This is a genomic window from Streptomyces sp. NPDC016845 (assembly GCF_044332585.1).
GTDB lineage: Bacteria > Actinomycetota > Actinomycetes > Streptomycetales > Streptomycetaceae > Streptomyces.
Window position 1 is genome coordinate 105,784 of record NZ_JBIRPI010000024.1, and the last position, 26,018, is coordinate 131,801.

General features: G+C 71.6%; 33 protein-coding genes. 11 read left to right on the forward strand and 22 right to left on the reverse strand.

Annotated elements, in window-relative coordinates; translation table 11 throughout:
- Positions 1-23 precede the first annotated feature (23 nt).
- From ACH4RC_RS35995 to ACH4RC_RS36055, 13 genes are all read right to left on the reverse strand, one after another.
- Entirely contained in the window at positions 24-227 is a 204-nt protein-coding gene (locus tag ACH4RC_RS35995) for a helix-turn-helix domain-containing protein (RefSeq protein WP_398208346.1), read from the reverse strand.
- A gap of 167 nt (positions 228-394) precedes the next feature.
- On the reverse strand, positions 395-1,543 hold the full coding sequence (locus ACH4RC_RS36000; protein ID WP_398208347.1) for a DUF3631 domain-containing protein: 1,149 nt from the start codon (positions 1,541-1,543) through the stop codon (positions 395-397).
- Positions 1,540-1,893: a hypothetical protein gene (locus ACH4RC_RS36005; RefSeq protein WP_398208348.1), complete on the reverse strand. Its 354-nt coding sequence runs from the start codon at positions 1,891-1,893 to the stop codon at positions 1,540-1,542. Before ACH4RC_RS36005 ends, ACH4RC_RS36000 begins: the two co-directional genes overlap by 4 nt.
- A complete protein-coding gene (locus ACH4RC_RS36010) occupies positions 1,890-2,795 on the reverse strand; it encodes a bifunctional DNA primase/polymerase (protein WP_398208349.1) in 906 nt (301 codons plus the stop codon). The genes ACH4RC_RS36005 and ACH4RC_RS36010 overlap by 4 nt, the downstream gene beginning before the upstream one ends.
- A gap of 87 nt (positions 2,796-2,882) precedes the next feature.
- Positions 2,883-3,263: a hypothetical protein gene (locus ACH4RC_RS36015; RefSeq protein WP_398208350.1), complete on the reverse strand. Its 381-nt coding sequence runs from the start codon at positions 3,261-3,263 to the stop codon at positions 2,883-2,885.
- A 17-nt stretch (positions 3,264-3,280) separates the two neighbouring features.
- Positions 3,281-3,733 carry a hypothetical protein gene (locus ACH4RC_RS36020; RefSeq protein WP_398208352.1) on the reverse strand — a complete coding sequence of 151 codons (453 nt, stop codon included), beginning with the start codon at positions 3,731-3,733 and terminating at the stop codon, positions 3,281-3,283.
- Between the two features lie 204 nt (positions 3,734-3,937).
- The gene (locus ACH4RC_RS36025; RefSeq protein ID WP_398208353.1) at positions 3,938-6,049 is read right to left on the reverse strand and encodes an FtsK/SpoIIIE domain-containing protein; all 2,112 of its coding nucleotides are present in this window, start codon (positions 6,047-6,049) and stop codon (positions 3,938-3,940) included.
- 89 nt (positions 6,050-6,138) lie between these two features.
- Positions 6,139-6,681 (reverse strand): hypothetical protein, encoded by a 543-nt coding sequence (locus ACH4RC_RS36030; RefSeq protein ID WP_398208355.1) that lies wholly within the window; start codon positions 6,679-6,681, stop codon positions 6,139-6,141.
- A 12-nt stretch (positions 6,682-6,693) separates the two neighbouring features.
- On the reverse strand, positions 6,694-7,032 hold the full coding sequence (locus ACH4RC_RS36035; RefSeq protein WP_398208356.1) for an RRQRL motif-containing zinc-binding protein: 339 nt from the start codon (positions 7,030-7,032) through the stop codon (positions 6,694-6,696).
- Positions 7,032-7,919: a DUF2637 domain-containing protein gene (locus ACH4RC_RS36040; protein WP_398208358.1), complete on the reverse strand. Its 888-nt coding sequence runs from the start codon at positions 7,917-7,919 to the stop codon at positions 7,032-7,034. Before ACH4RC_RS36040 ends, ACH4RC_RS36035 begins: the two co-directional genes overlap by 1 nt.
- Positions 7,916-8,206 carry a hypothetical protein gene (locus ACH4RC_RS36045; RefSeq protein WP_398208359.1) on the reverse strand — a complete coding sequence of 97 codons (291 nt, stop codon included), beginning with the start codon at positions 8,204-8,206 and terminating at the stop codon, positions 7,916-7,918. Before ACH4RC_RS36045 ends, ACH4RC_RS36040 begins: the two co-directional genes overlap by 4 nt.
- Positions 8,203-8,649, reverse strand: coding sequence for a Pycsar system effector family protein (locus tag ACH4RC_RS36050; RefSeq protein ID WP_398208361.1), 447 nt, complete (start codon positions 8,647-8,649; stop codon positions 8,203-8,205). Before ACH4RC_RS36050 ends, ACH4RC_RS36045 begins: the two co-directional genes overlap by 4 nt.
- Positions 8,646-8,915, reverse strand: coding sequence for a DUF6284 family protein (locus tag ACH4RC_RS36055; protein WP_398208363.1), 270 nt, complete (start codon positions 8,913-8,915; stop codon positions 8,646-8,648). Before ACH4RC_RS36055 ends, ACH4RC_RS36050 begins: the two co-directional genes overlap by 4 nt.
- Positions 8,916-9,496: 581 nt before the next feature.
- On the opposite strand from ACH4RC_RS36055, the gene ACH4RC_RS36060 reads away from it, so the two are divergent.
- The 3 genes from ACH4RC_RS36060 (at position 9,497) to ACH4RC_RS36070 (ending at position 11,338) form a co-directional block, all read left to right on the forward strand.
- A complete protein-coding gene (locus ACH4RC_RS36060; RefSeq protein WP_398208365.1) occupies positions 9,497-10,270 on the forward strand; it encodes a GntR family transcriptional regulator in 774 nt (257 codons plus the stop codon).
- Positions 10,270-10,812, forward strand: coding sequence for a GNAT family N-acetyltransferase (locus tag ACH4RC_RS36065; RefSeq protein WP_398208366.1), 543 nt, complete (start codon positions 10,270-10,272; stop codon positions 10,810-10,812). The genes ACH4RC_RS36060 and ACH4RC_RS36065 overlap by 1 nt, the downstream gene beginning before the upstream one ends.
- A 172-nt stretch (positions 10,813-10,984) precedes the next feature.
- Entirely contained in the window at positions 10,985-11,338 is a 354-nt protein-coding gene (locus tag ACH4RC_RS36070) for an ANTAR domain-containing protein (RefSeq protein ID WP_398208368.1), read from the forward strand.
- 253 nt (positions 11,339-11,591) lie between these two features.
- Here ACH4RC_RS36070 and ACH4RC_RS36075 read toward each other — a convergent pair whose 3' ends face one another.
- Both ACH4RC_RS36075 and ACH4RC_RS36080 read right to left on the reverse strand, forming a co-directional pair.
- Positions 11,592-13,016 carry an NAD(P)/FAD-dependent oxidoreductase gene (locus ACH4RC_RS36075; protein ID WP_398208370.1) on the reverse strand — a complete coding sequence of 475 codons (1,425 nt, stop codon included), beginning with the start codon at positions 13,014-13,016 and terminating at the stop codon, positions 11,592-11,594.
- Positions 13,017-13,027: 11 nt separating this feature from the next.
- Positions 13,028-13,675, reverse strand: coding sequence for a rhomboid-like protein (locus ACH4RC_RS36080; protein ID WP_398208409.1), 648 nt, complete (start codon positions 13,673-13,675; stop codon positions 13,028-13,030).
- Here ACH4RC_RS36080 and ACH4RC_RS36085 point away from each other — a divergent pair.
- Both ACH4RC_RS36085 and ACH4RC_RS36090 read left to right on the forward strand, forming a co-directional pair.
- The gene (locus ACH4RC_RS36085) at positions 13,667-14,599 is read left to right on the forward strand and encodes an aminoglycoside phosphotransferase family protein (RefSeq protein ID WP_398208372.1); all 933 of its coding nucleotides are present in this window, start codon (positions 13,667-13,669) and stop codon (positions 14,597-14,599) included. The two genes, ACH4RC_RS36080 and ACH4RC_RS36085, sit on opposite strands and share 9 nt — an antisense overlap.
- Before the next feature lie 51 nt (positions 14,600-14,650).
- Positions 14,651-15,124, forward strand: a complete 474-nt coding sequence (locus ACH4RC_RS36090; RefSeq protein WP_398208373.1) for a GNAT family N-acetyltransferase — start codon at positions 14,651-14,653, stop codon at positions 15,122-15,124.
- On the opposite strand, the gene ACH4RC_RS36095 is transcribed toward ACH4RC_RS36090, so the two are convergent.
- A complete protein-coding gene (locus ACH4RC_RS36095; RefSeq protein WP_398208375.1) occupies positions 15,121-16,158 on the reverse strand; it encodes a zinc-binding dehydrogenase in 1,038 nt (345 codons plus the stop codon). The two genes, ACH4RC_RS36090 and ACH4RC_RS36095, sit on opposite strands and share 4 nt — an antisense overlap.
- A 140-nt stretch (positions 16,159-16,298) precedes the next feature.
- Here ACH4RC_RS36095 and ACH4RC_RS36100 point away from each other — a divergent pair, with 140 nt between their 5' ends.
- Positions 16,299-16,982, forward strand: coding sequence for a pentapeptide repeat-containing protein (locus ACH4RC_RS36100; protein ID WP_398208376.1), 684 nt, complete (start codon positions 16,299-16,301; stop codon positions 16,980-16,982).
- Positions 16,983-16,995: 13 nt separating this feature from the next.
- On the opposite strand, the gene ACH4RC_RS36105 is transcribed toward ACH4RC_RS36100, so the two are convergent.
- From ACH4RC_RS36105 to ACH4RC_RS36115, 3 genes are all read right to left on the reverse strand, one after another.
- Positions 16,996-17,505: a hypothetical protein gene (locus ACH4RC_RS36105; protein ID WP_398208378.1), complete on the reverse strand. Its 510-nt coding sequence runs from the start codon at positions 17,503-17,505 to the stop codon at positions 16,996-16,998.
- Positions 17,506-17,553: 48 nt separating this feature from the next.
- The gene (locus ACH4RC_RS36110; RefSeq protein ID WP_398208379.1) at positions 17,554-18,183 is read right to left on the reverse strand and encodes a response regulator; all 630 of its coding nucleotides are present in this window, start codon (positions 18,181-18,183) and stop codon (positions 17,554-17,556) included.
- Between the two features lie 164 nt (positions 18,184-18,347).
- Positions 18,348-19,505 carry a sensor histidine kinase gene (locus ACH4RC_RS36115; protein ID WP_398208411.1) on the reverse strand — a complete coding sequence of 386 codons (1,158 nt, stop codon included), beginning with the start codon at positions 19,503-19,505 and terminating at the stop codon, positions 18,348-18,350.
- A gap of 347 nt (positions 19,506-19,852) precedes the next feature.
- Between ACH4RC_RS36115 and ACH4RC_RS36120 the strand changes: the two genes are divergently transcribed.
- Genes ACH4RC_RS36120 through ACH4RC_RS36130 form a run of 3 tightly spaced genes read left to right on the forward strand, consistent with a single transcriptional unit; the run spans position 19,853 to position 22,150 of the window.
- Positions 19,853-20,404 carry a heme-binding protein gene (locus ACH4RC_RS36120; protein WP_398208381.1) on the forward strand — a complete coding sequence of 184 codons (552 nt, stop codon included), beginning with the start codon at positions 19,853-19,855 and terminating at the stop codon, positions 20,402-20,404.
- A gap of 16 nt (positions 20,405-20,420) precedes the next feature.
- The gene (locus ACH4RC_RS36125; RefSeq protein ID WP_398208383.1) at positions 20,421-20,570 is read left to right on the forward strand and encodes a hypothetical protein; all 150 of its coding nucleotides are present in this window, start codon (positions 20,421-20,423) and stop codon (positions 20,568-20,570) included.
- A 38-nt stretch (positions 20,571-20,608) separates the two neighbouring features.
- The gene (locus ACH4RC_RS36130) at positions 20,609-22,150 is read left to right on the forward strand and encodes a M1 family metallopeptidase (protein ID WP_398208384.1); all 1,542 of its coding nucleotides are present in this window, start codon (positions 20,609-20,611) and stop codon (positions 22,148-22,150) included.
- On the opposite strand, the gene ACH4RC_RS36135 is transcribed toward ACH4RC_RS36130, so the two are convergent.
- Positions 22,151-22,678 carry a GNAT family N-acetyltransferase gene (locus tag ACH4RC_RS36135; protein ID WP_398208385.1) on the reverse strand — a complete coding sequence of 176 codons (528 nt, stop codon included), beginning with the start codon at positions 22,676-22,678 and terminating at the stop codon, positions 22,151-22,153.
- A 192-nt stretch (positions 22,679-22,870) separates the two neighbouring features.
- Here ACH4RC_RS36135 and ACH4RC_RS36140 point away from each other — a divergent pair, with 192 nt between their 5' ends.
- A complete protein-coding gene (locus ACH4RC_RS36140; protein WP_398208387.1) occupies positions 22,871-23,479 on the forward strand; it encodes a LysE family transporter in 609 nt (202 codons plus the stop codon).
- Positions 23,480-23,604: 125 nt separating this feature from the next.
- On the opposite strand, the gene ACH4RC_RS36145 is transcribed toward ACH4RC_RS36140, so the two are convergent.
- The gene (locus ACH4RC_RS36145) at positions 23,605-24,180 is read right to left on the reverse strand and encodes a TerD family protein (RefSeq protein ID WP_398208389.1); all 576 of its coding nucleotides are present in this window, start codon (positions 24,178-24,180) and stop codon (positions 23,605-23,607) included.
- A gap of 196 nt (positions 24,181-24,376) precedes the next feature.
- On the opposite strand from ACH4RC_RS36145, the gene arfB reads away from it, so the two are divergent.
- Complete coding sequence (gene arfB / locus ACH4RC_RS36150) at positions 24,377-24,802, forward strand: alternative ribosome rescue aminoacyl-tRNA hydrolase ArfB (RefSeq protein WP_398208390.1); 426 nt, start codon at positions 24,377-24,379, stop codon at positions 24,800-24,802.
- Positions 24,803-25,308: 506 nt separating this feature from the next.
- Here the strand turns inward: arfB and ACH4RC_RS36155 are convergent.
- Positions 25,309-25,818, reverse strand: coding sequence for a flavin reductase family protein (locus tag ACH4RC_RS36155; RefSeq protein WP_398208392.1), 510 nt, complete (start codon positions 25,816-25,818; stop codon positions 25,309-25,311).
- Positions 25,819-26,018: the final 200 nt, after the last annotated feature.

Here is a 26,018-nt window from a genome sequence, read left to right on the forward strand (position 1 = left end):
GGGGCGCCTCGGGACGTGCTCGGTCAGGCGGGCAGCGGTGAGAGGTTCTCCACGTACGCCTCCAGGTCCTTGCGCCGAATCCGGCGCGTGCGGCCCAACTTGATGTACTTCAGGGCGCCATCGGCCATCAGCTCGTAGACGGTGGAGCGGCCGATCGCGAGTGCTTCGGCAGCCTCTTCGGGCTTGTACAGGAGTCGGTCGACGGGGGCAGCGATCGCGGTGCTCATCCGGGGTGTCTCCTCGGGCAGTCCGTGGGGGCCTCTCAGGAGTCCGCTACTTCCGCTACCGCCGCTACCTCGCAGGTCAGGGGCCCTGTCGGAGGTAGCGGATGGGGTAGCGGTAGCGGATGGGTAGCGGCAAGCGCGACGGCTTGCCGCTACCGAGTTGTTGCAGGTCAGGCAGCGTCTTCGGTGCCCGGTAGCGGAGGTAGCGGACTTTCCGGGGGCGGGGGGCAGTAGCGCTGCCACGCGTCGTGGAGATCGGCCGTGTAGTAGCCCTTGAGGACGCTCGCGCCGGTCTTGATGTTGCGGGAGGCGATGGGCTCGTTGTCCCCGGTCATGTAGTCGGCGAGCATCTTGGACAGGCGCCGGTTGTCGAGCGGCTTGCCGTTGAGGTCGGCCCAGGGGGCGTCGTCCATGGAGTTGAGCCGGTCCAGGATGGCGACGGTGGGCAGGCGGTCGATGCCGGTCATGACGTGGTCGCGCAGGTCGGTCAGGAGCCGGACGCCGATGCTGCCTTTGTCGTTGGCGCGGGAGGCGGTGACGAGGGTGACGCAGGCGGCGCGGGCCCGCTCGGGCCAGTGCCCGCCGATGGCGTCGGCGATGGCGAGCAGCGGTTCCCACACATCCGCCGGCCGGTCGGTGACCCCGTCGGGCATCTCGGGCCAGGCCCCCATCACGAAGCCCCGGGCGTGCTCGGCCCATGCGGCGAGCCGGTCCCGGAGCTTGTGCCCCTCCGCCTCGTGGACGCGGGCCCGGAAGGGCTCCACGCGCTCGTTGCGGGCGCGGCGGCGCATGCGGATGATGACGGAGCGGCTGAGGATCGTGTCCGGCAGTGAGCCGAGTCCGGCGACCGCGACCGCGCAGTACGACGGGAACGCTTGCACGGTCTGTTGTCCGCCGTCGCCGATGCACCGGTAGGTGACCCCGGTGCGGCGGTGTCCGGCGTTGAGGAAGCCGCGCAGTTCCTCGTTGTCCCCGGCCTTGGGGCCGAACACGGTGTCGATCTCGTCGAAGAGGATCGTTGGCTTGCCGTTGCCGGAGGAGACGGAGCGGAACAGCGCGGCGGCGGACGCGTTGACGGCGGTCATGGGCTGGGGGACGAGGGTTTCCACGATCTCCAGGGCGCGCGTCTTGCCCGACCCCGGCTCGGGGCTGAGGAAGGCGATGCGGGGGGTGGAGTCGAAGCAGTCGAGCAGGTGGGCGTGGGCGTCCCACAGGGCGACGGCGACGTAGGCGGCTTCGGTGGGGAAGACGTTGAAGCGGCGGTGGAAGGCTTCTACCTCGTCGAGCAGTGCGGCGCCGTCGATGGGCTGGTCGGTCATGCGGCGGCCCTTCCTTCCTGGGGGGTGCGCAGGGGGCACAGGTCGCGGTGGGCGGTGTGGTCGGTGATGAGGGCGAGCACCCGGGCGCGGCCGACGGCTGAGCGGTCGCGTCCGCAGGCGCAGCGGGAGGTGGCGGTGGGGGTGGCGCCGCGCGGGGCGACGATGTGCAGCCACGCGATGGGGTACCGCCCGTCGCCACGGCGCGGGTCAGGACGACAAGAAGTGACGACGCCCTGACGGGCGGCGTCTGTCGGCTCGCCCACGGCCGCCGCGTCCACAGGCTGCGTGGCGTCCTGCGGCTGGTGTGTGGCGGGGATGCTCTTCAGTGGGGGGCGGGATCGGGGGCTCATGCCGCATCCCGCCTGACCGCGTTGTGGGCGATGGACCAGTTCAGGGCGCTGCGCAGGGTCGAGCGGCACTCGGACGGGGACAGACCGGCCGCCTCCCCCGCCTCCTGAAGAGCCTGTTCAACCGTGTGCCGGGGGAGGTCGCCCCACGCGACGAACCGCCCCAGGGCGCGCGCCGCCCGGAACAACGCCGCCTCCCGCCCGCCCTGTTGGGCTGCAGCGACGTTGCGGGTCTCGTTGGCGAGCGCTACATCCGCGTATCCCCTGGATTGCCCCGGTACGGCCGTAGAAGGGGCGTGAGGCGTCTTGGGGGTGGGTTGCAGGATGCTTTGGAGCCAGGAGGGCAGTGGGGCCGCCTGAGGGGCGCTGAGCGCCTCGTAGGGTCCGGCGGGGGTGGTGCTGCCCGCCGCAACGACGTACCCACCCCACGCTCGGGTATCGACCAACTCGCCCACGGTGCCAGCCGTGTTGGTCAGCCGGACGCCGTGCGGGGCGGTGAAGTACAGGTGGCTTCCGCCGCTCGCGGTCCGCACCCGGTAGGTGTCGGGGATGGCATGCCCGGCGCGCTCGCAGAGCGCTGCAAAGGTTGCCGCGCCGTCAGGCGCGTCCGCACTGCTCTTGTCCTTGGGCTTGTCGAGGTCGACGACGAGCAGCCCGGCCGGGCCGGTGGCGATGCCGATGTTGAACGGCGCTCGCGTCCACGCGGCACGGATGTGGGACGGGTCGGTGGTGGCGCGCTGCTCCCACTTCAGGTGGCCGCTCGCGCACGCTCCCGTGCGGTCGCAGGTGCGCTCGCCGTGCAGGGCGGGGCGCTTGGTGCCAGGGAGCAGGGGGAAGACGTGCCAGCCGCGTTCTGCGGCGGCGAGTGCTGCGGACAGCAGCGCGGATCGGGGGTCATGGGTCATGCTGGAGGTCTCCAGTCCTGTCGGAAGCGCTGGATGACAAGGGCGGCCCCGATTCATTGGCGTGAGCGGGGGCCGCCCTTGGCGTAGCTAGGAGTCGGTGTCGGGTTCGCGGTAGCCGAGCACCCCGGTCGCGCTGTGGGCGCTTTCCAGGACGGCGGCGAGAGCGCGGGTGAGATCCTCGGCCTCGGTCAGGGCGTCGATGGCGGCGGCGATGTGGTGGTTCACGTCGCCGTGGGTGGCGGTGAGGCGGCCGCTGTCGGCGAGGGTGTCCAGGGCGTTGCCGGTGTGCTCGAACGCCTGCGGCAGCCGGTAGGCCAGGGCCTTGAACGCGGCGACGGCCCGGTACACCTCCCCCGGGGTCGGGAGCGGGAACGGGTTGGTGGTGGTGGCGTAGGTGGCGTGGTTGTACTTGCGGATCGCCTCGGCCGCGTCCTGCGGGTAGGCGACCGGATCGGGCGTGGTCGGCATGAGGGATGACCTCCAGGTCAGCCGTGGAAGTGGTTGCGCTTGAAGATCGCTTTGCGGATGTTGACCGTGGTCGAGCCGCGCGAGGCTCCGAGCACCTGCACGGCGACCCAGCCGCCGAAGATGACGGCGGCGAGGATGACGAGCTGGTGGATGAGCGCGGCGAGCGCGGCGATGAACGTCGTCAACAGCAGCAGGCCGCCGCAGACGGCGAGGAAGCCGACGCCCCCAAGGGCGATGTTCACCGCGGCCCGGGAGACGACCGGCTTGGCCGGGACCGGCTCGGGGTGGACGGGGTTGATCGCGTAGCCGGTAACGGCGCGTCCGTCGGGCAGCACGATGGTCTGCACGGCGGCGACGTGGCCCGGCTGCACCGCGACGAGCGGGGCGGCGTGGACGTGCTGTATCGGCGCGGGGTGGTGGACGACGACGGGCGCCTCGGCGCGGGTGTGGCGGGCATGTTCGGGCAGCATGCGGAATCCCTTCCGGGCATGGGTCAGGGAGGCGGAGGCACCCCCTTGCGGGGACGCCGTGGAGGGGGTTTCAGGGGTGCTGACCTGCGGGCCTCCCTGCCTCCCTGGACGATCATTCGCGCAGGTCAGGGCCAGGGAGGCGGGGCAGGGAGGCAGTCAGGGAGTTCTCCCTGGCTCCCTGCCCCGTTGGGTGCTTGCCTCCCTCTACTCGGAGGCGGAAGCGGAACCCTCGTCGTCGCGGTGGGCGAGGGCCCGGGCGACGCGGTCGCGGCCCACGACCATCCGGCCGTCGGACTTGTAGGGCTCGGCGCCGGTGCCGTCCAGGACGCGCTTGAGGTCGACGAAGGACCACTTGCCGTACGCCTCGGCGTTCAGCGCGGCGAGCCGCCGAAGCACGTCCTGCGTGAGCACCCGCGCGGCGTCTCCCAGCACGGTGAGGATGTCGGCGAGCGGGTCGCGGTCCTCGCCGCGCTCGATGACGTGCAGGGTGGTGACGCAGTCCCGCATCGCCTTGGCCCGGTCGGTGATGGCCTCGGCCGCTTCGTCGTCGATGTAGTGCGTGCGCACCGTGATGGAGGACTGACCGGCCGGGATGGTGATGCCGTCGGAGGCAACGACCAGGGTTCCTCGGTCCAGGCCGGGACGGAGCAGGTTCGGCGCCGCCCCGCCGTCGACCGCCTTGTCCCCGAGTGCCATGCGGGCCTGCGACTCGGTGCCCAGGGCGAGGGAGGCGCGGGTGTGGGCGCCCTCGCGCACGAGCTTGGGGAGGTTCTGGTCGGTGGGGTCCTGGGTGCCCTGCCACATCAGGACGTTGACCGCCCGGCCCTGGTTGTGAATCTTGCGGACCGCCATGAAGTAGCGGGAGTTGGCCTTGGAGCCGCCATACGGGCGCTTGTCGTCGTCCTTGAGGGGGCACATGAACGCCACCTGCGCCTCGTCGACCAGCACGATCAGCGGCGGGAAGGTGGTACCGGGCGGGGCCTGGATGCGCCGGTTCATTTCCTCCACGGCGCCCTCCACCATCTCCGTGACCTGGATGACGTGCTCATCGGTCGGGCCCTGGATGAGGGTGGTGGCGAGGCCGTCGAACATGTTCCAGTCGCCGACGCCCTTGAGGTCGCCCATGAGGAACTGGACCGACTTGTCCAGGGACAGCCACAGCGCGAGGGAGCGCAGGGCAACCGTCTTGCCCTGGTTGGACAGGCCGGTGATGAGGAGGTGGCGCTGGTAGAGGCTGAGGGCGGCGGCGTCGCCGCGCAGGTCCTGACCCCATGGGGCGCGGCCCTTGGCGTAGTCGGCGGTCAGGGTGTCGTCGGTGGTGAGCGGGGACGGGCCGATCGGCTCATCGAGCGCCCCGGAGTCGGCCACCCAGAGGCGGACCGTGCGGGCGGCCTGCGGGATGGTGATGAACACCTCGTGCTCGTGCCGGGTCAGGTTCTCCGCCAGCTTCCGGCGACGCTGTTGCACCTCGATCGTCGAGACACCCGACGGGAGGGTCACGTCGACCTCGACGCCGCATCCGGCGATCCGGATCGGCCCGAGCATTCCGGCCCCGGCGTCGCCCATCTCCTTGATGGCGTTGCGCAGGGCAGGTACCCCGAGGTCGCGCAGCGCCTTGACCACGATCGACGGCGTGATCGGCTCGCCCTCGCCTGAGCGGACGTTGTCCGGCAGGGCCCAGTACGGGGCGGCCTGCGCCCGCCGCCCGACCTCCCACAGCCCGAGCAGGGCGAGCAGCGGCCCAACGGTGATGAGCGGGCCCCAGACGACCTGCACGATCCAGATCATGAGGCGGATGAACCGGACGACCGCCATCAGCGGGGTGACCACGTCGGTGACGTCCTTGGTGGCCACGGCCAGGGCGATGCCGAGCACGAGCAGTCCGCCGATGCCCAGACCGACCCCGGCGGCGGCGCCCTTGGCGGCGTCCACGGGGGAGGTGAGGAGGTCCATGCGGCGGCGGTGGCGGGCCTCGCGGTAGCGCTGCCCGCGCTCCTCCCACTCCTGTGCCACCTCGTAGTTCCCGGCCGCCTCGGCGGCGCGGAGCATGCGCTCGTAGCGGGCCGCGGTCCGTCCGTCCCAGGTGCGGCGGGCCACGATCCTCGTGCCGCCCAGGACGTAGGTGGTGTGGCGGACGGCCAAACGGCCGGCGGTGCGGGTCCGCTCGTGCGTGACCGCGCTGCGCACGGCCTTGCCCGAGCGCACCCACAACGGCACCGGCCGCTGCTCGGGCACCACCGTCAGGGTGGTGACCTTGGCATCCGGCGCGGGGTTCGTGTCGGGGGTTTTGTGCAGGTGAACGACGTTGTCACTCATGCGTCTTCGACTCCAGACAGCCCGCAAGCGGGCAGGAGGAACCAGGGCCCGCCCGATGTGGGCGGGCCCTGGCACGGCGGGGGTGGGGGTCAGTGCGGGAGGTCGGCGGCGAGGCGCTCGGTCTCGTACGCCTCGCGCTCGTGCTCGGTGAGCGTCCGCGCGAAGTCGCGGGCCTCGCGGCGCGACTGGCGCTCGATGCCGTAGGCGGCACGCAGGTTCCGCACGATCACGTCCAGGACGCCCCGGCGGGAGAACTGCATCGCGTGCGTCAGCTCATGCACCAACGTGATGGCGAGATCCTCGCGGGTGCGGTGCTGTTCACCGTTGACCAGGATCAGGACCGATCCGTCCGCGCGGGGCACGGCCAGTGCGGCGGCGTCGCGGGTGTGCCGCAGGCTCTCGCGGCGGGCCTTACCGATCCGGCGAGGGTCGGTGCAGCCGGACAGCTCCGCCTCGGCCTGGACCCCGAGGTCGGCCATCCCCTTCGGGTCGGTGAGGGTGATGTCCACGGCGGGCATCCGGCCGGACACCGCGCGGGAGACGTGCCGGATGGCGTGCGGGGCCAGGTGCTTGGCGTCGCGTTCGAGGTCGCGGCGGCCCCGGAGCTGGTGCGAGGTGATGGTGTGCTTCATGAGCGTCTCCGATCACGCAGCAAGAGAGGTGGGGGTGTCGTGGCAGGGCACGCAGGTGCCGAGCGAGGCCGGGATGACGTATCCGGCATCGCGTCGACACTGCGGGCAGGTGCGGCGGGCGGTGTTCGCGCGGCCCAGGGCCGCCCACCGTGCGGCTGTCATCGGCCGCACCGGCTTGGCGCGGTCGATGCGGTAGAGGTAGGCGACCAGCGGCCCGCGCCGTCGGCGGGGACGCTCGATCTGCGCCGCCACCTCCTGGCCCCCGGGCCGCAAGCCCAGCGCGCGGAGCTGGCGGCGGGTGGCCAACCCGTCGGGGGCGAGGCGCCAGCGGTAGACGGGCAGCGTGGCCATCACGCAGCCTCAGCGCGCTCGGCACGCAGGGTGTCGCGCAGCGTCCGGGCGTTCGCCGGGGACGTGCGCACCTCACGGCGGATGCCCTCCGCCGTCAGCTTGCCGAGCGGCCATCCGGCCGTTGCGGTACGCGCCTCGGCGAGCAGCTCGTCAGCGGTGCGCTTGGGGCGGGGCGTGCGGGCGACCTCCGGGACGCGGCCCGTGGCCCGGCGCGGGCGGGTCGATTCGGCCGCCACCGCGCGCCGCTCGATCGGCGCCGCCACGGGCGGGGTGATCGAGGGCACCGGCTTGGCGGGCAGAGTCGACTTCAGGAAGCCGACGGCCACCGGACGGGGCAGTTGCTTCACGTTCGGGGTGATCGGCGCGGAGGTCGATACCGGCAGGTCAGCCGTAGACCGATTCCTTTCGGTCTCGGTAGATTCCTCCGTATTCGCGGTCGGTGGTGCGATCGGGGCGGGGCGGTGGTGCAGCACCTTGGCCACCAGATCCGACCCGAAGTAGATCGACCCGACTGGCAGCGAAGTGGCGAGCAGGACGAGCGCCCAGTTCGCCGGGTCCCACTCGGCCAGTCGACCCCACTCGATCGTCCGGCCGTGCAGTTCCGGGACTAGGCCGTGTACGTAGTTCAGGACGAGCGAGGCGAGCGTGTAGGTGCCCAGCACCTTCAGCGCGAACGACCGGTCCTTGTCCGTGAGCACGAGGGTGGCGATCAGGGCCAGGGCCATCAGCCCGTCGACCACGAACGGGTAGAGCGTCGCGGCGGTGGCGTCCGCGCCGACCGCGCCCGCGATGTCGCGCAGCGCGTTCCAGGAGACCCGGAAGGCCATCGCGACGACGGCGACCAGGGCGAGTACGAGGGCGGCGCGGCCCTTGCGGTGCAGGTTCATCGCTCACCCTCCCGCCCGTTGCGCAGGTCGCCGTACTCCCACACGAACGACTCTGGCCACCTGTCATCCTCGTCCGCGTCGCTCTCCTCGTCGGAGGTGGCGGGGGCCGGGCGGTTGCGGCGGGGCAGCAGCCAACCGGCCGCGTGGACGACGGCGCCGACGAGCAGGACACCGCGCCAGGCCGGTTCGTGCAGCGCGAGCAGGCAGGCGGTCGCGCCCATCATCAGCAGCGACCCCAGACTGATCAGGGTCACGGCCAGAGTGCTGGAGGTGGGGTTCGCGGTCATGCCGCACCCCCGGACGCGAGGACGGCCGCCACGATCAGCAGCAGGCCGCCGATGCGGGTGAGGTCGACCGCGCGGCGCAGCGCTGTGTACTTGGTGACGGCGAGGCGGGACAGGCCCGCGATGTCGGCCGCCAGGTCGGTGGCGACCGCGTCGCGGATCTGCTCGGGGGTGAGGATGGCCCACAGCGGGAAGCCGTGGCGACCCTTCAGGTTCGGCCGGACCGAGGACAGCAGCACCGCCGCCGCCCCGACCAGCAGCGCCACCCCGGCCAGGCCGGGGACGAGCAGGCAGGCGGTGCGCGGCAGGTCGTGGCCCGCGCTCCAGGCCCCGGCCAGAAGGGCGCCGATGAAGGCGAGCAGGAGGCTGGCTTTGCTGTCGGTGCGGGTGATCTCCGTCTTCACCTCGGCGTGCGCGGAGGTGAGGTCGCGGGTGGTGGTGCTCATGCGGCACCCCCGGACAGGCCGGTGACGCTCGGGCGGTTGAGGAGGGCGACGCGGGCGGCCAGCGCCCGGCGGCGGGCCCGGCGGATCCGCCGCTCGTCCAGCTCGGTCGGCGTGCGGTCGATCGTGACGATCTGCGCGTCCAGCAGGTCCACATCCGCCAGCACGACGGGCATCTCCTGCTCGATCGCGTCCAGCTCCGCGTCGGTCGGCTCCATGTACGGAGCGAACGCCGTAACAGCGTCCTGAACTGTGACGATGTGCTTCATGGGTCGTGTCTCCCTAGCAGTGGGCAACGGCCCGAAAGCGGTCCCGGTGTTGGAGCACCGGGACCGCGCGCCGTTGAAGTCGGTAGATCCGGCTCCCCTCAGCGCTGCTCGTGCGAGACGAGCAACGGAGGCAACCGGCCCGCAGTGGTTGAGCTGCGGTGAGGTCGGGTGATGCGCGATCGCTAGTCGCGCTGGACGCCTTTTGCAGGAGGCGACGGCCTGTCGTGCGCGATATGGATCTGTGCCTCAGTCCCGCTCGTCCGAGGAATCGCGTCTCGGTCTCTTGGCGCGGCGTACGTGCCCTTGGGCAGATCCGTTCTTTTGAGTCGGTTCGTGTCCCTGACGGGAGAAGACCGACTGGTCTCCACGCGCCTCAGCCGGTGTGAGCACGGCCGTAGTGACTGCGGTGGATCACGCTCTTGAGTTATTTGCACCGGGTGGCCCACCAAATGGTGTTACACCGCTTGGTCAGCTTGTTGGTACAAGCTGTTGCAGTGATGTTGCCCCCACGGACGGTGAGACGTCAAGCCTTTCGGCGCTACATGTACCAACAAGTTGCGCGAGTGCGTCATGATGGGGTGATGAGTAAGCAGCCGAAGTACCAGCAGGTGGCCGACGCCCTGCGCCGAGAGATCGACAGCGGTACGTACGCGCCTGGTGCGCGGCTGCCGTCAGAGAACGAGCTGGTCAAGCGCTTTGACGCGTCCCGGAACACGGTTCGGAACGGACTGAGTCTCTTGGTCAGTCAAGGGCTTGTGTCGTCTAGCCAGGGGCTGGGCTACGAAGTCCGTTCGCACGAGGTGTTCAAGCTCAACGCGTCCCGCTTCGAGAACTTGACCTTCCCCCAGAATGGTGACGCGTACAGCACGGACGTGACCAATGCGGGTCGCCGTCCACATCAGACCTTCCGCGTCGAAATGACGCCTGCGTCGCCGGACGTTGCGGAGCGACTCAAAATCGACGCAGGGACCACGACGGTCCTGCGCTTCTGCCACCGGTACGTGGATGACGTGCCATGGTCGACGCAGGCCACTTGGTACCCCGGTTGGCTGGTTGAGCAGTCACCGCGACTGGCTGAGCCAGGTGACATCGAAGAGGGGACCACTCGATACCTCGCGTCCTACGGGATCGAGCAGATCGGTTACTTCGACGAAATTGCCACGCGGATGCCTACTCCGGATGAGGCACGCCTCTTGGACATGGGCGCCGGCGTCCCTGTGCTCCTGTGGACGCGTACCGGGTACTCCGAAGACCGCCCTATTCGGTGCACCGTGACGACCTTTCGCGGGGACCTGAACCAGATGAACTACGAGATCGGCAACCTGTCGGGCCGGGAAGAGAATGAACCTCAGTGATGATCCGCACCGCTACGCCCCATGACTTGAGCAAGTTGCTCGCCTTTCGGAAGGAGGCGGCGGCGTGGTTGTCTCGTCTTGGCACTGACCAGTGGCAGCGGCCCTACCCAGCGGAGAAGCTGTCGGCGACCATCCAGGCCGGGACCGTCTTCATGGTGATGGACGGTGACGACACCGCAGCGACCATAACGTTGACTCCTGAAGCCGAAGCGGGTCTGTGGTCGGAGCAGGAGCTAGCCGAGCCCTCGCTGTACATCAACAAGCTCACGGTGGCACGGACGCATGCCGGTGCGAACCTCGGCATGCGCCTACTTGATTGGGCTGGGAACCGCGCCTTTCAGTCGGAGTACAAGTGGCTCCGCCTGGACGCTTGGACGACTAACAGGGCCCTCCAGGAGTACTACATCCGCGCGGGATTCGAGCACGTTCGGACAGTCTCTGAGGGCGAGGCGGTGAACGGCGGGCCACGGGTCTCCGGTTGGCTCGCGCAGCGCGCAACGCGGCCGGTTGACCACGGCTTCACTGACACAACTTCGAGGTAGATGGCACGGGTCAAGGCAACCGCCAGCGGCGCCGTCGCATGGATGACGATGCCCGCTGGGGTTGACGGGAAGCTGTCCCGATCCGGGTGTAGGGGGTTCGATCCTGCGGGAGACTGTCGGAAGCCCTGGTGGCTAGCTGTCCTAACGAAGTGGCCCAAACCCAGGTGGTCAAATGACGTTTCCAGACACCCCTCAAGACGACGTGTTCCGTCCCGGGCACCTGAAGCGGCTTGAGTCGAAGTGTGAGCGCTTGGAGCTGGAGTGCGAGCGGCTTACGGCAGAGGCCAACCATCTGCGACTCGCTGTTACGTCGCATGCCACGATTGATCAAGCGATCGGCGCCTTGGTCGTCCTTGGGCGGATGCCCCCAGAAGAGGCGTGGCGGGCACTGCGGGATATCTCGCAACGCACCAACACAAAGCTGCGGACTGTCGCGGACGACATGCTGCGGTTCGCCGCAGGTGGGGCACTGGCGCCCTACCTTCAGACAGAGCTGCGCAACGCGGTGGAGCGGTACGGGGTTTGAGGGTGCGGGCGGAGTAGGGGGCGGCGCGGCTGTCTCAGTTGTGGTCTCACTAGCCCCTTGATCCGGGTACTTCCCTGTCCGTCCGTCAGCATCCGGGGTCACTCCTCACCAGCAATTTCGGGCGAGCGCTGGACGGCCGTGGATGCTCATGGACCAAGATCGGACAACTTGTAATGCGTAGGTCGTCGGTTCGAATCCGACAGGGGGCTCCGTTGAAAGCCCAGGTCACCCATGTGGCCTGGGCTTTCGTGGGTCAGTGGCGGCCTGTGACGCGGTCGGCCAGGTGTGCCAGGCGCGACGACGTCGCCGTGTGGGTGGTCTGCTCCCGGTGGTCCGCTGTGCGGTACGTGGCGTAGAGGCCGTGGACGCCGAGCCAGCGGAAGGGTTCCGGTTCCCACTTGCGGACCTTGTGGCCGACCCAGGGGAGGGCGGTCAGGTCGGTGGGGCCGGACTGGCCTGAGTCCTGTTGGACCAGGTCGCGCAAGGTGCGGGCGGCCAGGTTCGAGGTGGCCACGCCGGAGCCCACGTAGCCGCCGGCCCAGCCGAGGCCGGTCGAGCGGTCCAGGGCGACGGTGGCGCACCAGTCGCGGGGGACGCCCAGGACTCCGGACCAGGTGTGGGTGACGGGGACTCCGGTGAGCTGGGGGAAGAGGGCCGTCAGGAGATGGGTCAGGGAGGCCACCGTCGCGGGACGCGTGCGGCCGTCGGTGTCCGTGCGGGAGGCGTAGCGGTAGGGGTGGCCCCGGCCGCCGAGGGCTATGCGGCCGTCCGCCGTGCGCTGGGCGTAGAGGTAGGCGTGGGCCATGTCGCCGAGGGTTTCGCGGCCCTCCCAGCCGATGGAGTCCCATTGGGCGGGGGTGAGGGGGGCCGTGGCGATCATGGAGGAGTTCATGGGGAGCCAGGTGCGGCGGCTGCCCTTGAGGGACGCGGTGAAGCCTTCGGTGCAGCGCAGGACGTAGGGGGCGCGGACGGTGCCGTAGGGGGTGACCGCGTGTTTGGGCCTGACCTCGGTGACCGGGGTCGATTCGTGGAGCGTCACGCCCAGGGACTCCACCGTGCGGGCCAGGCCCTTGAGGAGTTTCACCGGGTGCAGGCGGGCGCCGTGCGGGGTCCAGGTGGAGCCGACGGCGCCGGCGACGCGGATGCGGTCGGTCGTCTCGCGGGCGCCGTGGAGGGTGCGGTCCTTCTCGCCGTACGAGAGTTCCGTGGCGTGCAGCGCCTTGAGGCGCGTCAGTTGGGCCGGGGTGTACGCGACTTCCAGGACGCCGCCCTGGTGGATGTCCGCGTCGATGGATTCCGCGCGGGCCACGTCGATCACCTCGGTCACCGTGGCGTTCATGGCCTGCTGGAGGCGGACGGCGGCGTCGTGGCCGTGCAGCGCGGCGTAGCGGTCGCGGCCCGCGATGCCGTTGTAGAGCCAGCCGCCGTTGCGGCCGGAGGCCCCGTAGCCGCAGAACTTCTGTTCAAGGACGGTGATGCGGAGGAAGGGGGCGGCCTTCTTGAGGTAGTACGCCGTCCACAGGCCGGTGTAGCCGCCGCCGACTATGACGACGTCGGCGGTCGCGTCGCCGGTGAGGGGCTCGCGGGGTGCGGGCAGGCCGTCATCCGCGTACCAGAACGATATGCCGCCGTTGGCGGGGCCCGCCGCGCCGTTGCCGATGCTGTTCGCGCTGCTCATGGCGGTGGACGTTACTGCGCGGCGCGGGTTCGCGGCAGGGGTTGGCCGCGGCCTCGGCACAGGGGGTGGCAGGCGAGGCCGATCAGGAGGGCGGTGAGGTGGCCGAGGTCGGTGAAGGTGCGGGTGAGGGCGAGCGGGGCTGCGTGGACGAGGAGGGTGGTGGTCAGGTAGGCGTAGCGCCATGGGGGTGCGATGCGGTACGTGAGCACGCCGATGCTGCCCGCCAGGGCGTAACTGACGCCGATGTCCAGGGTGTTGACGGCCGAGACGGGGGCGTGGCCGTAGCGGATGGCCCAGAGCAGGGCGCCTTCGCTGATCACGGTCGCGAGGATGTGCGCCGCCGCGACGACGACGAGCCAGCGCGGGGTGGTGAGCCACTGTTCGGCCTGGGCGTGGAAGAGGGTGTAGAGGACGGCGTACGGCCACCAGTCGCCGCCGTCGATCCAGAGCGCGGAGGAGACGAGGACGCGGAGGGGGTGCGTCGAGAGTTCGTGCAGGTTGGTCGAGCGCTGGCGCAGGAAGTCGTGTTCGAGGTGCGGGTCCATGTGGTGCAGGGCGACGGTGGTGAAAAAGAGCGCGGTCAGCCAGAGGTACGTGCAGGGTGCGCGGCGGACGTACGACCCGGCGAGCGTCCCTGCGCGGCGGAGGAAATGGCGCATGGTCGATTCAGGCACGCGGGTAGGGTCGGCCGCGTGATCGACATTCCGGAGGGGCTCGCACGGTCGCAGGCGGAGTACGCGGGGGAGGCGGGCCGTGCGTTCGTCGCGGCGCTGCCCGCGCGGGTGGAGGAGTTCGTCGAGCGGTGGGGGCTGCGGCTCGACGGGGCGCCGATGCACGGGGTCGCGGCGTTGGTGCTGCCGGTGGTGCGGCGGGCGGACGGCGTGCCCGCGGTGGTGAAGTTCCAGATGCTCGACGCGGAGACCGAGGGGGAGCCGGTCGCGCTGCGGGTGTGGGACGGCGACGGGGCGGTGCGCCTCCTCGGCCATGACGCCCGTACGGGGACGATGCTGCTCGAACGGCTCGACGCGGCGCGGATGTTGAGCTCGGTCGAGAACACCCGCAAGGCCGTTCTCGTCATCGCCGGGCTGCTCGCGCGGCTGACGGCGGGGCCCGCGCCGGAAGGGATGCGGCGCCTCGACGACATCGCGGCGCGGATGCTCGCGGCCGTACCGGCGGCGCTGCGGAGGATCTCCGATCCGGGGCGGCGGGCGGTGGTGGCGTCCTGCGCGGCGGCGCTGCGGGAGGTCGCGGCCGAGCCCGCCGGGGACCGGTTGTTGCACTGGGATCTGCACTTCGAGAACGTGCTGGCGAGTGAGCGGGAGCCGTGGGTCGCCATCGATCCGAAGCCACTGGCCGGGGACCCGGGGTTCGATCTGTGGCCCGCGCTCGACAACCGGTTCGAGCCGGACGAGGTGCTCTGGCGGTTCGACGCGATGACGGACGTACTCGGTCTCGAACGGGAGCGGGCGCGGGCGTGGACGCTGGGGCGTGTGCTGCAGAACGCGTTGTGGGACGTGGCGGACGGGCGTGAGCTGTCGGCGGACGACCTGGAGATCGCGGGTCGTCTGCTGGGCGGCCGGTGAGTGCCGGGGGCGGCCGGTGAGCGTCTGCGTGGCAGCGGTTAGCCTGCGCGCATGATTCGTGCCGCCGTCCCCGCCGATGTGTCCGTCATCCACGCCATGGTGCGTGAACTCGCCGAGTACGAACGCTGCCTCGACGAGGCGCGGGCCACCGAGGAGCAACTGCGCGAGGCGCTGTTCGGGGACCGTCCCGCGGCGTTCGCGCACATCGCCGAGGACGACGGGAGCGGGGAGCCGGTCGGGTTCGCGCTGTGGTTCCTGAACTTCTCGACGTGGCGCGGGGTGCACGGGGTCTACCTGGAGGACCTGTACGTGCGTCCGCAGGCGCGGGGCGGCGGGCACGGGAAGGCGCTGCTCACCGAGTTGGCACGGATCTGTGTGGCGCGCGGGTACGGGCGCCTGGAGTGGTCCGTCCTCAACTGGAACGAGCCCTCGATCGACTTCTACCGCGCGCTCGGGGCGCGGCCGCAGGACGAGTGGACTGTGTACCGGTTGACGGGGGACGCGCTCGACAAGCTCGGGGCCTAGACCTGTGGACCCGTAGATTCCCAGGGTTCCAGGATCACCTTGCCCGTCGTGGCGCGCGTCTCCAGCGCGTGATGTGCTGCCGCCGCCTCCGCGAGCGGGAAGCGGTGGACGGCGGGGGTGAGGACACCGCGGGCCGCCAGGTCGAGGGCGGCGAGTTCCAGGGTGCGGACGGGGTTGTCGCCGCCCGCCTTGCGCATCATCGCCTGGCCGAGGACCTGTTCCTGTACGAGGCCGCGGCGGGCCCGTTCGGTCTCGTCGAGGAGCAGTGGGCCGCCGGTGTCGCCGATGCCTCGGCCGGACCAGCCGAAGATGACGTGGTGGCCGCCCGGGCCGAGCAGGTCGAGGGCGGCGGTGGCCGCGGGGCCGCCGACGCCGTCGTAGAGGACGGTGGCCTTGCGGCCGAGGTTCACGAGGAAGCCGGCTGCCCGGGCCGTCCAGTCGGGGTCCTTGTAGTCGAGGGCGAGGTCCGCGCCGTTGGCCGCGGCCAGCGCGGTCTTCGCCGGGCCGCCCGCCAGGCCGATGACCGTGCCGCCCGCGTGCTTCACGTACTGGACGAGAAGGGTGCCGATGCCGCCCGCCGCCGCGGGGACGATCGCGACGGTGTCGGGGGTGGTCTCGGTGAAGTTGAGGATGCCGAGGGCGGTGCGGCCGGTACCGATCATGGCGACGGCCTGGGCGGCGTCGAGCCCCGCCGGGACGGTGTGGAGGCGGTCGGCGTCCGTGACGGCGAGTTCGGCGTAGCCCCCGGGGGCGAAACCGAGGTGGGCGACGACCTCGCGGCCCAGCCAGGACGGGTCGGTGTCCGGGCCGAGCGCTTCGACGGTGCCGGCGACTTCGCGGCCGGGGATGGTCGGCAGGCCGGGGAGGTGCGGGAGCGGGCCCTGGACGCCGGTGCGGATGGCCGTGTCGAGGAGGTGCACTCCGGCGGCCTCGACGGCGATACGGACCTGGCCGGGGCCGGGCTCGGGGTCGTCGGTCTTCTCGTAGGTCAGGTTCTCGGCGGGGCCGAAGGCGTGGAGGCGGATGGCGTGCACGGTTGCTCCCTCTTGCCGCGTGACCGCGCTGCTGCCGCGCGGTCGGTCGTGGCGTCAGTGTTCGACCTCAAGTCCGCTTGAGGTCAAGGGCGGGCGGCCGGTCACCGGGCGTTGTCAGTGGGGGAGGGCAGCATGGGGGCATGGCAGCGGACAGGAGTGGCGGGGCGGCGAAGGTGAAGAAGGCGCGGCGGGCGGAGGTGCGGTTGCCGCCGCTGGTGCCGTGGGAGGAGGGCGGCCGTCTCGAGCCGGACGGGGACTACGACGGCCTCGACTTCGACGGGACGGACTTCGCGGGGCAGGACGGGTCCGGGGCGCGGTTCATGGACTGCGCGGTCCGGGCCTGCGGCTTCGACGACGCGGGGCTGCGGCGTGCGCGGATCCTGGACTCGGCGCTGACCGGGATCAGAGGCGTCGGGACGGATCTCGCGGAGGCGACGCTGCGGGACGTGGAGGTGACGGACGCCCGGCTCGGCGGGGTGCAGCTGCACGGGGCCGTGCTCGAGCGGGTCGTCGTCAGGGGCGGGAAGATCGACTACCTGAATCTGCGCAAGGCGCGGCTGAAGGACGTGATCTTCGACGGCTGTGTGCTGGTGGAGCCCGATTTCGGGGGCGCGCGCCTGGAGCGGGTGGAGTTCCCCGGGTGCGTGGTGAAGGGGGCGGATCTGACGGGGGTCACGATGACCGACGTCGACCTGCGGGGCGCGGCGGAGCTCGGTGTCGCGCGGGGTGTGGACCGGCTGGGCGGGGCCGTGATCTCGCCGCCCCAGCTCTTCGACCTGGCTCCGGCGTTCGCGGCGCAGTTGGGAGTGCGGGTGGTGGGCTGAGCCGCCTACGGCCTCAGCGGTTCTCGGGGAGGCGGGGGAAGCGGGCCTGGAGGTCCCAGATCGCCGGGTTCTCGGCCAGGTCCTCGTGCATGTCCGTGAGGTCGGCGATCAGGTCGTGCAGGAAGTCGCGGGCCTCGCGGCGCAGCTCCGCGTGGGAGAAGGTCAGCGGGGGCTCGTCACCCGGCATCCAGTCGGACTCCACGTCGACCCAGCCGAAGCGGCGCTCGAAGAGCATGCGGTCGGTGGACTCGGTGAAGTCCAGCTCCGCGTACTGGGGGGTGGCGCTGCGGCTGCCGCGCGGGTCGCGGTCCAGCTGCTCGACGATGTCGCACAGCGCCCAGGCGAAGTCGAGCACCGGCACCCATCCCCAGGCTGTGGACAGTTCCCGGTCGGCCTTGGTGTCGGCCAGGTACACGTCGCCGCAGAACAGGTCGTGGCGCAGGGCGTGGACGTCCGCGCGGCGGTAGTCCGTCTGCGGGGGGTCCGGGAAGCGGCGGGAGAGGGCGTAACCGATGTCGAGCACGTAGGGATGGTGTCACGCCGCCCGGGTGTGGCACGCCGCCCGGGGCGCTCACGGCAGCAGGCGTTGTTCCTTCGCCACCGCCACCGCGCCCGCCCGCGTGTCCACGCCGAGTTTGTCGTAGATGCGGCCGAGGTGGGTCTTGACCGTGGCCTCGCTGATGAAGAGGGCCCTGGCGATGTCGCGGTTGCCGAGGCCGTGGGCCAGCTGGGCGAGGATGTCGCGTTCGCGGCCGGTGAGGGTGGGGCGCGGCTTGCGCATGTTGGCCATGACGCGGCTGGCGACCGGGGCGGAGAGCGTCGTACGGCCCTGCGCGGCGGCCTGGATCGCGGCGAAGAGCTCCTCGGGGCGCTCCGCCTTCAGCAGGTAGCCGGTCGCGCCGGCCTCGATGGCGCGGGTGATGTCGGCGTCGGTGTCGTACGTGGTCAGGACCAGGACGTGCGGGGCGGGGGCCGGGCCCGAGGTGAGGCGGCGGGTCGTCTCGATCCCGTCGATGCCGTCGCCGAGCGAGAGGTCCATGAGGACCACGTCCGGGGTGAGCTTGGCGGCCAGCGCGAGGGCTTCTTCGCCGGTGCCCGCCTCGCCGACCACCTCGATGCCGTCGGCGCTGTCGAGGAGGGCCAGCAGTCCTGCGCGGATCACTACGTGGTCGTCGCAGAGGATGATCCGGGTCGGGGGCAAGGGGGCTCCTCGGGGGTGGTCGGGGTCGGGTGTCGGGTCGGCCGTCGGGTCGGCCGTCGCCTTCCCGCCGTGGGGTGGGCTGTTCGTTCGCGGGTGCGGGCCTCGTCGTGGCTGGTCGCGCAGTTCCCCGCGCCCCTTCAGGGGGGCGGGCTCGCGTGCCGGTTTCATCGTGCCGTCAGCGGGATCGCGGCCGAGAGCACCGTGCCCTCGCCCGGGGCCGATTCGATCGTCAGGGTGCCGGACAGCTGGCGGACCCGGGCCCGGATCGCGGGGAGGCCGTGGCCGCGTACTCCGGAGGGTGTGTCGGGGAGGGCGGCGGGGACGAAGCCGTGGCCGTCGTCGGCGATGTCGAGGACGACCTGGTCGTCGAGGAGCGTGAGGGTGAGCGCGGCGTGGGCGGCGCCGGAGTGCTCCCGTACGTTGGCGAGCGCGCCCTGGGCGATGCGCAGGAGCGCCGACTGGACACGGTCGGGGAGAACGGGGGCGGGGGCGGGGCCCGTCGTGTGTACGGGGTCGGGGTCGGGGTCGATGGTCACGCGGACCGTCAACGCCTCGGTCGACTCGCGCGCCGCCACCGCGCGCAGCGCCTCCTCCAGGCCGTGCGCCAGGTCCGCGGGGGCCAGGTCGTGGACGAAGCGGCGCGCTTCCGTGAGGTTGTGCTCGGCGACCGACCCGGCGGTGCGGACGTGCGCGCGGGCCTTCGCCGGTTCGGACTCCCACACCCGCTCGGCCGCCTGCAGCAGCATCTGCTGGCTGGACAGGCCCTGCGCGAGGGTGTCGTGGATCTCCATGGACAGGCGCTGGCGCTCGGCAAGGGTGCCCTCGCGGCGTTCGGCGGCGGCGAGTTCGCGCCGGGTGCGGATGAGGTCGTCGATGAGGGCCCGCTGGCGTACGGCCTGCCGCTGCATCTGGAGGAAGACGGCGGTGGCGATGACGACGACGGCCGGCGGGCCGAGCACCAGGTCCGGGTCCCAGCGGCCCGCGAGCCGCAGCTGTGCCGCGATGACCAGGCCGGTCAGCAGCGCCACGAGGACGAGCGCGGCGCGGGTCGGCAGCGTACGCAGGCCCGTGTAGAAGAGCGGCACCGCGCACCAGGCGAAGCTCGGAGCGAGCGCGACGAGCGCCACCCAGACGGCGACGACGAGCAGCAGCCAGAGCCGTTGACCGGCCGTCGAGCGGGAACGCGGAGCGAAACCGGTGACGTACACCGCGGCGAGTACGGCGCACAGGGCGATGATCCAGGGCGTGCGGTCCTCACCGGGGTGGCGCAGCAGGAAACGGGCGAGGGCGACGGCGAGCAGCAGGAAGAACGCCGCGTGCATGACGGCGGCCAGACGCCGGGTGTCGGTCTCGTAGCGGCGGTCGACGCCGTCCGCCCCGCCGACGTCCGGCCACGGCTTCCCGGTCACGGCCGCCTCCCTCCACTGCTAGGGCCCACTGCTCGGGACCACGACTACGGCCCACTGCTACGGCCCACTGCTACGGCTCCGAACTGGGCAGACACTTCCATTGTCGGGCGCCTGCGCGCCCCCGGGGTCAACCGATCGGATGACCCGGGCATCGGCCGCTCGGCAGCCCACGAGCAGCCGGAACGGCGACGGGCGCGCCCCTTGCCCGGGCCGAGGCTTGAGAGCAGACGGATCAACCACGAACACCCCGAGGTACTCCCATGAAGAAGCTCTCCCGCCGCTCCGCCCTCGTCACCGGCGGCGCCGTCCTCGCCGCCGTCGCCGCCGGCACGGTCGGGGCCGTCACCGCGAACGCCTCCGCCCCGGCCGCCGCGCCCGCCGCCGCCTCGGCCGCGAAGGGCGGCACCACCGGCGCCACCCTGTCGACGACACACCTGACGCTGGCGTCCGCCACCAAGGCCGCGCAGGCCGCGCTCGACGCCGCGAAGAAGGAGAACCAGAAGGTCTCCGTCGCCGTCGTCGACCGTGACGGCAACACCATCCTGACGCTGCGCGGCGACGGTGCGGGCCCGCAGGCGTACGAGGCGGCCGAGAAGAAGGCGTTCACCGCCGTCTCCTGGAACGCTCCGACGTCCGAGCTGGTCAAGCGCCTGGACAAGGCGCCGACCCTGAAGGACATCCCCGGCACGCTGTTCCTCGGCGGCGGCGCGCCCGTGGCAGCGAAGGGCGCCCCGGTCGCCGGTATCGGTGTCGCCGGCGCGCCGTCGGGCGACCTGGACGAGAAGTTCGTGGACTCCCTGCGTCTCCGCTGAGGCCGCAGGGCCCCGGGTGACGGTCGCCCAGCCCCCTCAGGGGCGACCGCCCGGTCGGCCGCGATGCAATCCCGCCCACCGGGCCCTGCTCTCCGCCGCGACCGCCGGTGACGTCGACGGCGTCGGCACCGCCCTGCTGCTCGCGTCCGCGCACGACCAGATCTGACCGTCGGCCGGGACATAGAGGGGCAATAGGATCACGGCGTGCGCCCCCACAGCCCTCACCGTCCCCACAGCCCTCACCGCCCCCACAGCACCCGTCGCTCCCGCAGCCCCCGCAGCGCCCATCGTCCCCGCCGCTCACCGCTGCTCGCCCCGCTGCTCGCCACGCTGCTCGCGGTGGTCCTCACCGCCTGTTCCGGCGGCGTCCACGGCACCCCGGGCGCCGCCGGTCTGCGCGACCCGTACTTCCCCCGCCTCGGCAACGGCGGCTACGACGTCACGCACTACGCCCTCGCCCTCGCCTACGACCCGGACACGCACCGCCTCACCGGCAAGGCCGACATCACCGCGACCGCGCGGCAGGCGCTGAGCGCGTTCGACCTCGACCTGAAGGGGCTGACGGTGGACGGCATCACGGTCGACGGGAAGCGCGCGGCGGGCAGCAGGGTCGGGCACGAGCTGAAGGTGCGCCCGCGCGACGAACTGCGCGAGGGCGCCACGTTCCGCACCACCGTCCGCTACTCGGGCGAGCCGGTGACGATCACCGACCCGGACGGTTCGAAGGAGGGCTGGCTGCGCACCGCCGACGGCGCCCTCGCCCTCGGCGAACCCACCGGCTCCATGGCGTGGTTCCCCGGCAACCACCACCCCTCCGACAAGGCGGCGTACGACATCACGGTCACCGTCCCCAAGGGCCTGAAGGCCGTCTCCAACGGCGAGTCGAAGGGCGAGCGGACCTCCGCCGACGGGCGGCGCACGACCTACGCCTGGCATGTCGCGCAGCCCATGGCGAGCTACCTGGCGACCGTGGCGGTCGGCGAGTTCAGGACGCGGACGTACACCACCGCGTCCGGCCTCTCCGTCCACACCGCCGTCGATCCGCACGAGGCGAAGGCGAGTGCGAAGGTCCTCGCGCGGCTGCCCGAGGTGATCGAGTGGGGGACGAAGACGTTCGGGGCGTACCCGTTCTCGTCCACCGGCGTGATCATCGACCGCGAGGGCGACGCCGAGTACGCGCTGGAGACCCAGAACCGGCCCGTCTTCCCCGGCGCCCCGGACCTCGGCACCTTCGTCCACGAGCTGGCGCACCAGTGGTACGGCGACTCGGTCTCGCCGAAGTCATGGCGCGACATGTGGCTCAACGAGGGGTTCGCCACGTACGCGGAGTGGCTCTGGGACGAGGAGGACAAGGGGGACGGGGAGGACAAGGGGAACGGGGAGGACAAGGGGGACGGGGAGCACGACGGGCCGACGGCCCAGGAGACCTTCGACGCGCTGTACGAACGCCCCCGGTCCGACACGATCTGGGCCTTCCCGCCCGCAGCCCCGCCCACCGCCGCGCAGATCTCCGACCCGCCCGTGTACCAGCGCGGCGCCATGGTCCTGCACAAGGTCCGCCGGACGGTCGGCGACGCCGCGTTCCGCTCGCTGCTGCGCGACTGGGCTTCCGACCACAAGTACGGCAACGCCTCCACCGACGACTTCACGGCGTACGCCGAGAAGAAGAACCCCGGCCGGGCGAAGGAGCTGTCGGACGTCTGGAAGGTGTGGCTGTACGGGAACGGCAAGCCGGACCGCGGCTGATCAGCGCGCGAGCGGCTTGCGCAACACCCGGCACGGGCGGTCTAGCTGGAGGTCGGGCCGGCGCGCGATCTCCTCGTAGCCGAGCGCGGTCCAGAAGGCCAGCGCCTCGGGGTTGGCGTCGAGCACGGCGAGCCGTACCCCCGTACGCCCCGCCTCCCGGAACCGGTCCTCGACCGCGCCCGCCAACTCCCGCCCGTACCCCTGCCGTTGTCTGTCCGCGGCGATCATCAGCAGGCCGATCCACGGGTCGGGGTCGTCCCGCTCGGCCGCGTGGGGGTGGTGCGCGAGCGTGACGGTGAGGCCGACGAGGCGCCCGCCGGCCCGCGCGAGCAGCACCTCCGCGCCGGGCTGTGCCAGCTCGTCGGCGAGCGCGACGGCGACCTGTGCGCCGGTGATGGCGTCCGGGTCGGGGAAGTCGCCGCTGAGGGCGAAGAACTCCCGGTTGGCGGCGTACACCTCGGTCACCTCGGTGAGCAGTTCGCCCGGCAGGGCGTGGTCGGGGCCGGGGTCGAGCGGTTCAAGGATCATGCGGTGAGCGTAGAAGGATCATGAGGTGAGCGTGGGGAGCCCGTTATTGCGTTGCGCGGGCGGCGCGCGGCCGCGCAGCATTTCGGGCATGACCTCGTCCGTGCACGTCCCGCGTCCGCTGTCCGCCGTCGCCACCGCGGCGCGGCGACAGCAGCGGGCCGCCCGCCGCCGGAGGCCGATCCCGCCCCTCGCGTGAGCGCGGCCCTGGTCGCGGGTGTGCTCGCCGGGTACGGTATCGCCGTCCCGGTCGGCGCCGTCGGGGCCTACCTCGTGTCGCTCACCGCTCGTACGGATCTGCGGACCGGCGCCTGTGCCGCGCTGGGTGTCGCCACGGCGGACGGGCTCTACGCGCTGGTCGCCGTCGCGGGCGGGGCCGCGCTCGCCCCGTTGATCGGGACCGTACGGACGCCGCTGAGCTGGGGCGCGGCGGCGATCCTGCTCGCCCTGGCCGCGCACGGCGCCGTACGGGCGTTGCGTGCCGCAGGCCCCGCACCCGAGCCCCGGCCGGCCGCCGCCCGCGCCTACTGGGGGCTCCTCGGCCTGACGCTGCTCAACCCCATGACCGTGATCTACTTCGCCGCGCTCGTCCTCGGCGGCGGCGACGCCGTCACCGGGGCGGGGCCGCGCATCGTCTTCACCGTGGCCGCGTTCGCCGCGTCGGCGAGCTGGCAACTGCTGCTCGCGGGCGGCGGCGCGCTGCTCGGGCGCGCCCTGACCGGCGTACGGGGGCGGAGGGTGACGGGGCTGCTGTCGAGCGCGCTCATCGCGGGGCTCGCGGTGCGGCTGGTGCTTACGGGATAGCGGGGCAGTGGGACCGCCGGGTGGCGGGCCAGCGGGGCAGTGGGGCCGCCGGGTGGCGAGGCAGCCGGAACGAATGCGGCGGGCCCCCGGTGCACGCACCCGGGGCCCGCCGCCCTTCGTCACCGTCAGACGTTGACGCCGAAGTCCTGCGCGATACCCGTCAGGCCCGAGGCGTAGCCCTGGCCGACGGCGCGGAACTTCCACTCCGCCCCGTTCCGGTAGAGCTCGCCGAAGACCATCGCCGTCTCGGTCGCCGCGTCCTCGGAGAGGTCGTAGCGGGCGATCTCGGTGCCGCCGTCCTGGTTGACGATGCGGATGTACGCGTTGCGCACCTGGCCGAAGTTCTGCGAGCGGCTCTCGGCGTCGTAGATCGAGACCGGGAAGACGATCTTGTCGACGTCGGCGGGCAGGCCCGCCAGGTTGACGTTGATCGCCTCGTCGTCGCCGGCGCCTTCGCCCGTGCGGTTGTCGCCGGTGTGGACGATGGTCTGGTCCGGCGTCTGCTTGTTGTTGAAGAAGACGAAGTGGCCGTCCGAGTAGACCTTGCCCTCCGGGTTCACCGCGATCGCGGAGGCGTCGAGGTCGAAGTCGGTGCCCGTGGTGGTGCGGACGTCCCAGCCGAGGCCCACGGTGACGGCGGTCAGGCCCGGAGCCTCCTTGGTGAGCGAGACGTTGCCACCCTTGGACAGGCTTACAGCCATTGCGGGAGTCCCTTCCCTCGTTAAGTTCGTACGTGCGTAGCCGAAGCTACTCGTACCCCTATGAACGCGGGGCGGGTACCTGAGGTTCCAGGTCTCTTTACTTTCTTTACTCGCACATCTACGCGGGTTTCTACGCGGGTTTCCGCGCGGGCGAAAACCGGGTGACTCGGCGGCGCGGGCGCGCGACCATGGACACATGTCCGGTCCTTATCCCATCCGCGGTTCGGTCGTCCTCCCGGAGGCCGAGCTCCAGTGGCGTTTCTCGCGGTCGTCCGGGCCGGGCGGGCAGCACGTCAACACCAGCGACTCGCAGGTGGAGCTGCGGTTCGACCTGGCCGGCACGTCGGCGCTGCCCGAGGTGTGGAAGGCGCGCGCCCTCGAACGGCTCGCCTCCCGTCTGGTGGACGGGGTCGTGTCCGTACGGGCGTCCGAGCACAGGTCGCAGTGGCGGAACCGGGAGACCGCGGCGGTGCGGCTTGCTGCGCTGCTCGCGGAGGCGACCGCGGCGCCGCCCAAGCCGCGGCGGGCCACGCGTATCCCTCGCGGGATCAACGAGCGCCGGCTGCGGGAGAAGAAGGCTCGCGCCGAGACCAAGCGCGGCCGCTCCGGGCGGGACTGGTAGGCGACCACGGGGGTGCCGCCTACCAGCCCCTCGCCGGGCACGTGTCTCGCCGTGGCTGGTCGCGCAGTTCCCCGCGCCCCTCAGCGTCTGCCCCTTCGCGTCGTTTTCGGGTGCACGTTTCGTCGTGGTTGCTCGCGCAGTTCCCCGCGCCCCTGAGACGCGCACTTCGTGCGCCATCTCAGAGAGGCGCGCGTGACGCTCGCCCTCAGAGAGGTGCGCGTGACGTCCGCCCTCAGAGAGGTGCGCGTGACGTCCGCCCTCAGAGAGGTGCGCGTGACGTCCGCCCTCAGAGAGGTGCGCGTGACGTCCGCCCTCAGAGAGGTGCGCAGAGGTGTGCATGGCACCTGCCCTCGGAGAGGTGCGCGTGGCGTTCGCCCCGTGGCATGGGAGGCGCACCCGACACGTGCCCCATGGAGCTGCGGCGGAGCCGCATGCTTCAGGGGCGCGGGGAACTGCGCGATCAGCCACGACGTGCGCCGCGCTCGAAGGTGGCGTGGTCGTTCGGGCTAGCTCAGGTGCCGGTACCGGCCCCGGAAATACATCAGCGGGCCGCCGTCGGCGCTGGGAAGGGCCGCGCTGAGGACCCGGCCGATGACCAGGGTGTGGTCACCCGCGGGGACCAGTCGCTCCGTGCGGCACTCCAGCGTGGCCAACGCCCCGCCGACCAGCGGCGCACCCGTGTGGGCGCCACGTACGTACGGGATGTCCTCGAACAGCAGCCGGTCGCTGATCCGGCCCTTCATCGCGAAGCGTCCCGCGATGTGGGACTGGGACTCCGTGAGGAGGGACACCGCCCAGAGGGGCTGGTCGTCGAGGAGATCGTCCATACGGGAGCCGTTGCGGATGGACACGAGGACGAGGGGCGGGTCGAGGGAGACGGACATGAACGCCGTCGCTGTCATGCCCGCGTCCTCCCCGGCGGGCCCCTCGGGGTCGAGCGGAGGTTCGTGCGCGGTCAGCAGGACGACCCCGGAGGCGAGACGGGACAGGGCGGCGCGGAAATCGTCGGTGCTCACGCCTTCAGCATGCACAGGCGTCACAGGGGAAGTCTTCAACACGCTCCCGACGCTAGCCCGGCGCCGGTGCGCGCCACATCGGACGGATGACCGAGAAGGGTCCTAGTAGTGCTTGGTCATGTTCGTAGTGGTGTGGGTATGTCGCGGTGGCAGGTGGGGCAGGCGCCGGTCCAGGTCGCGAGGAGTGTCTGCAGGTCGCG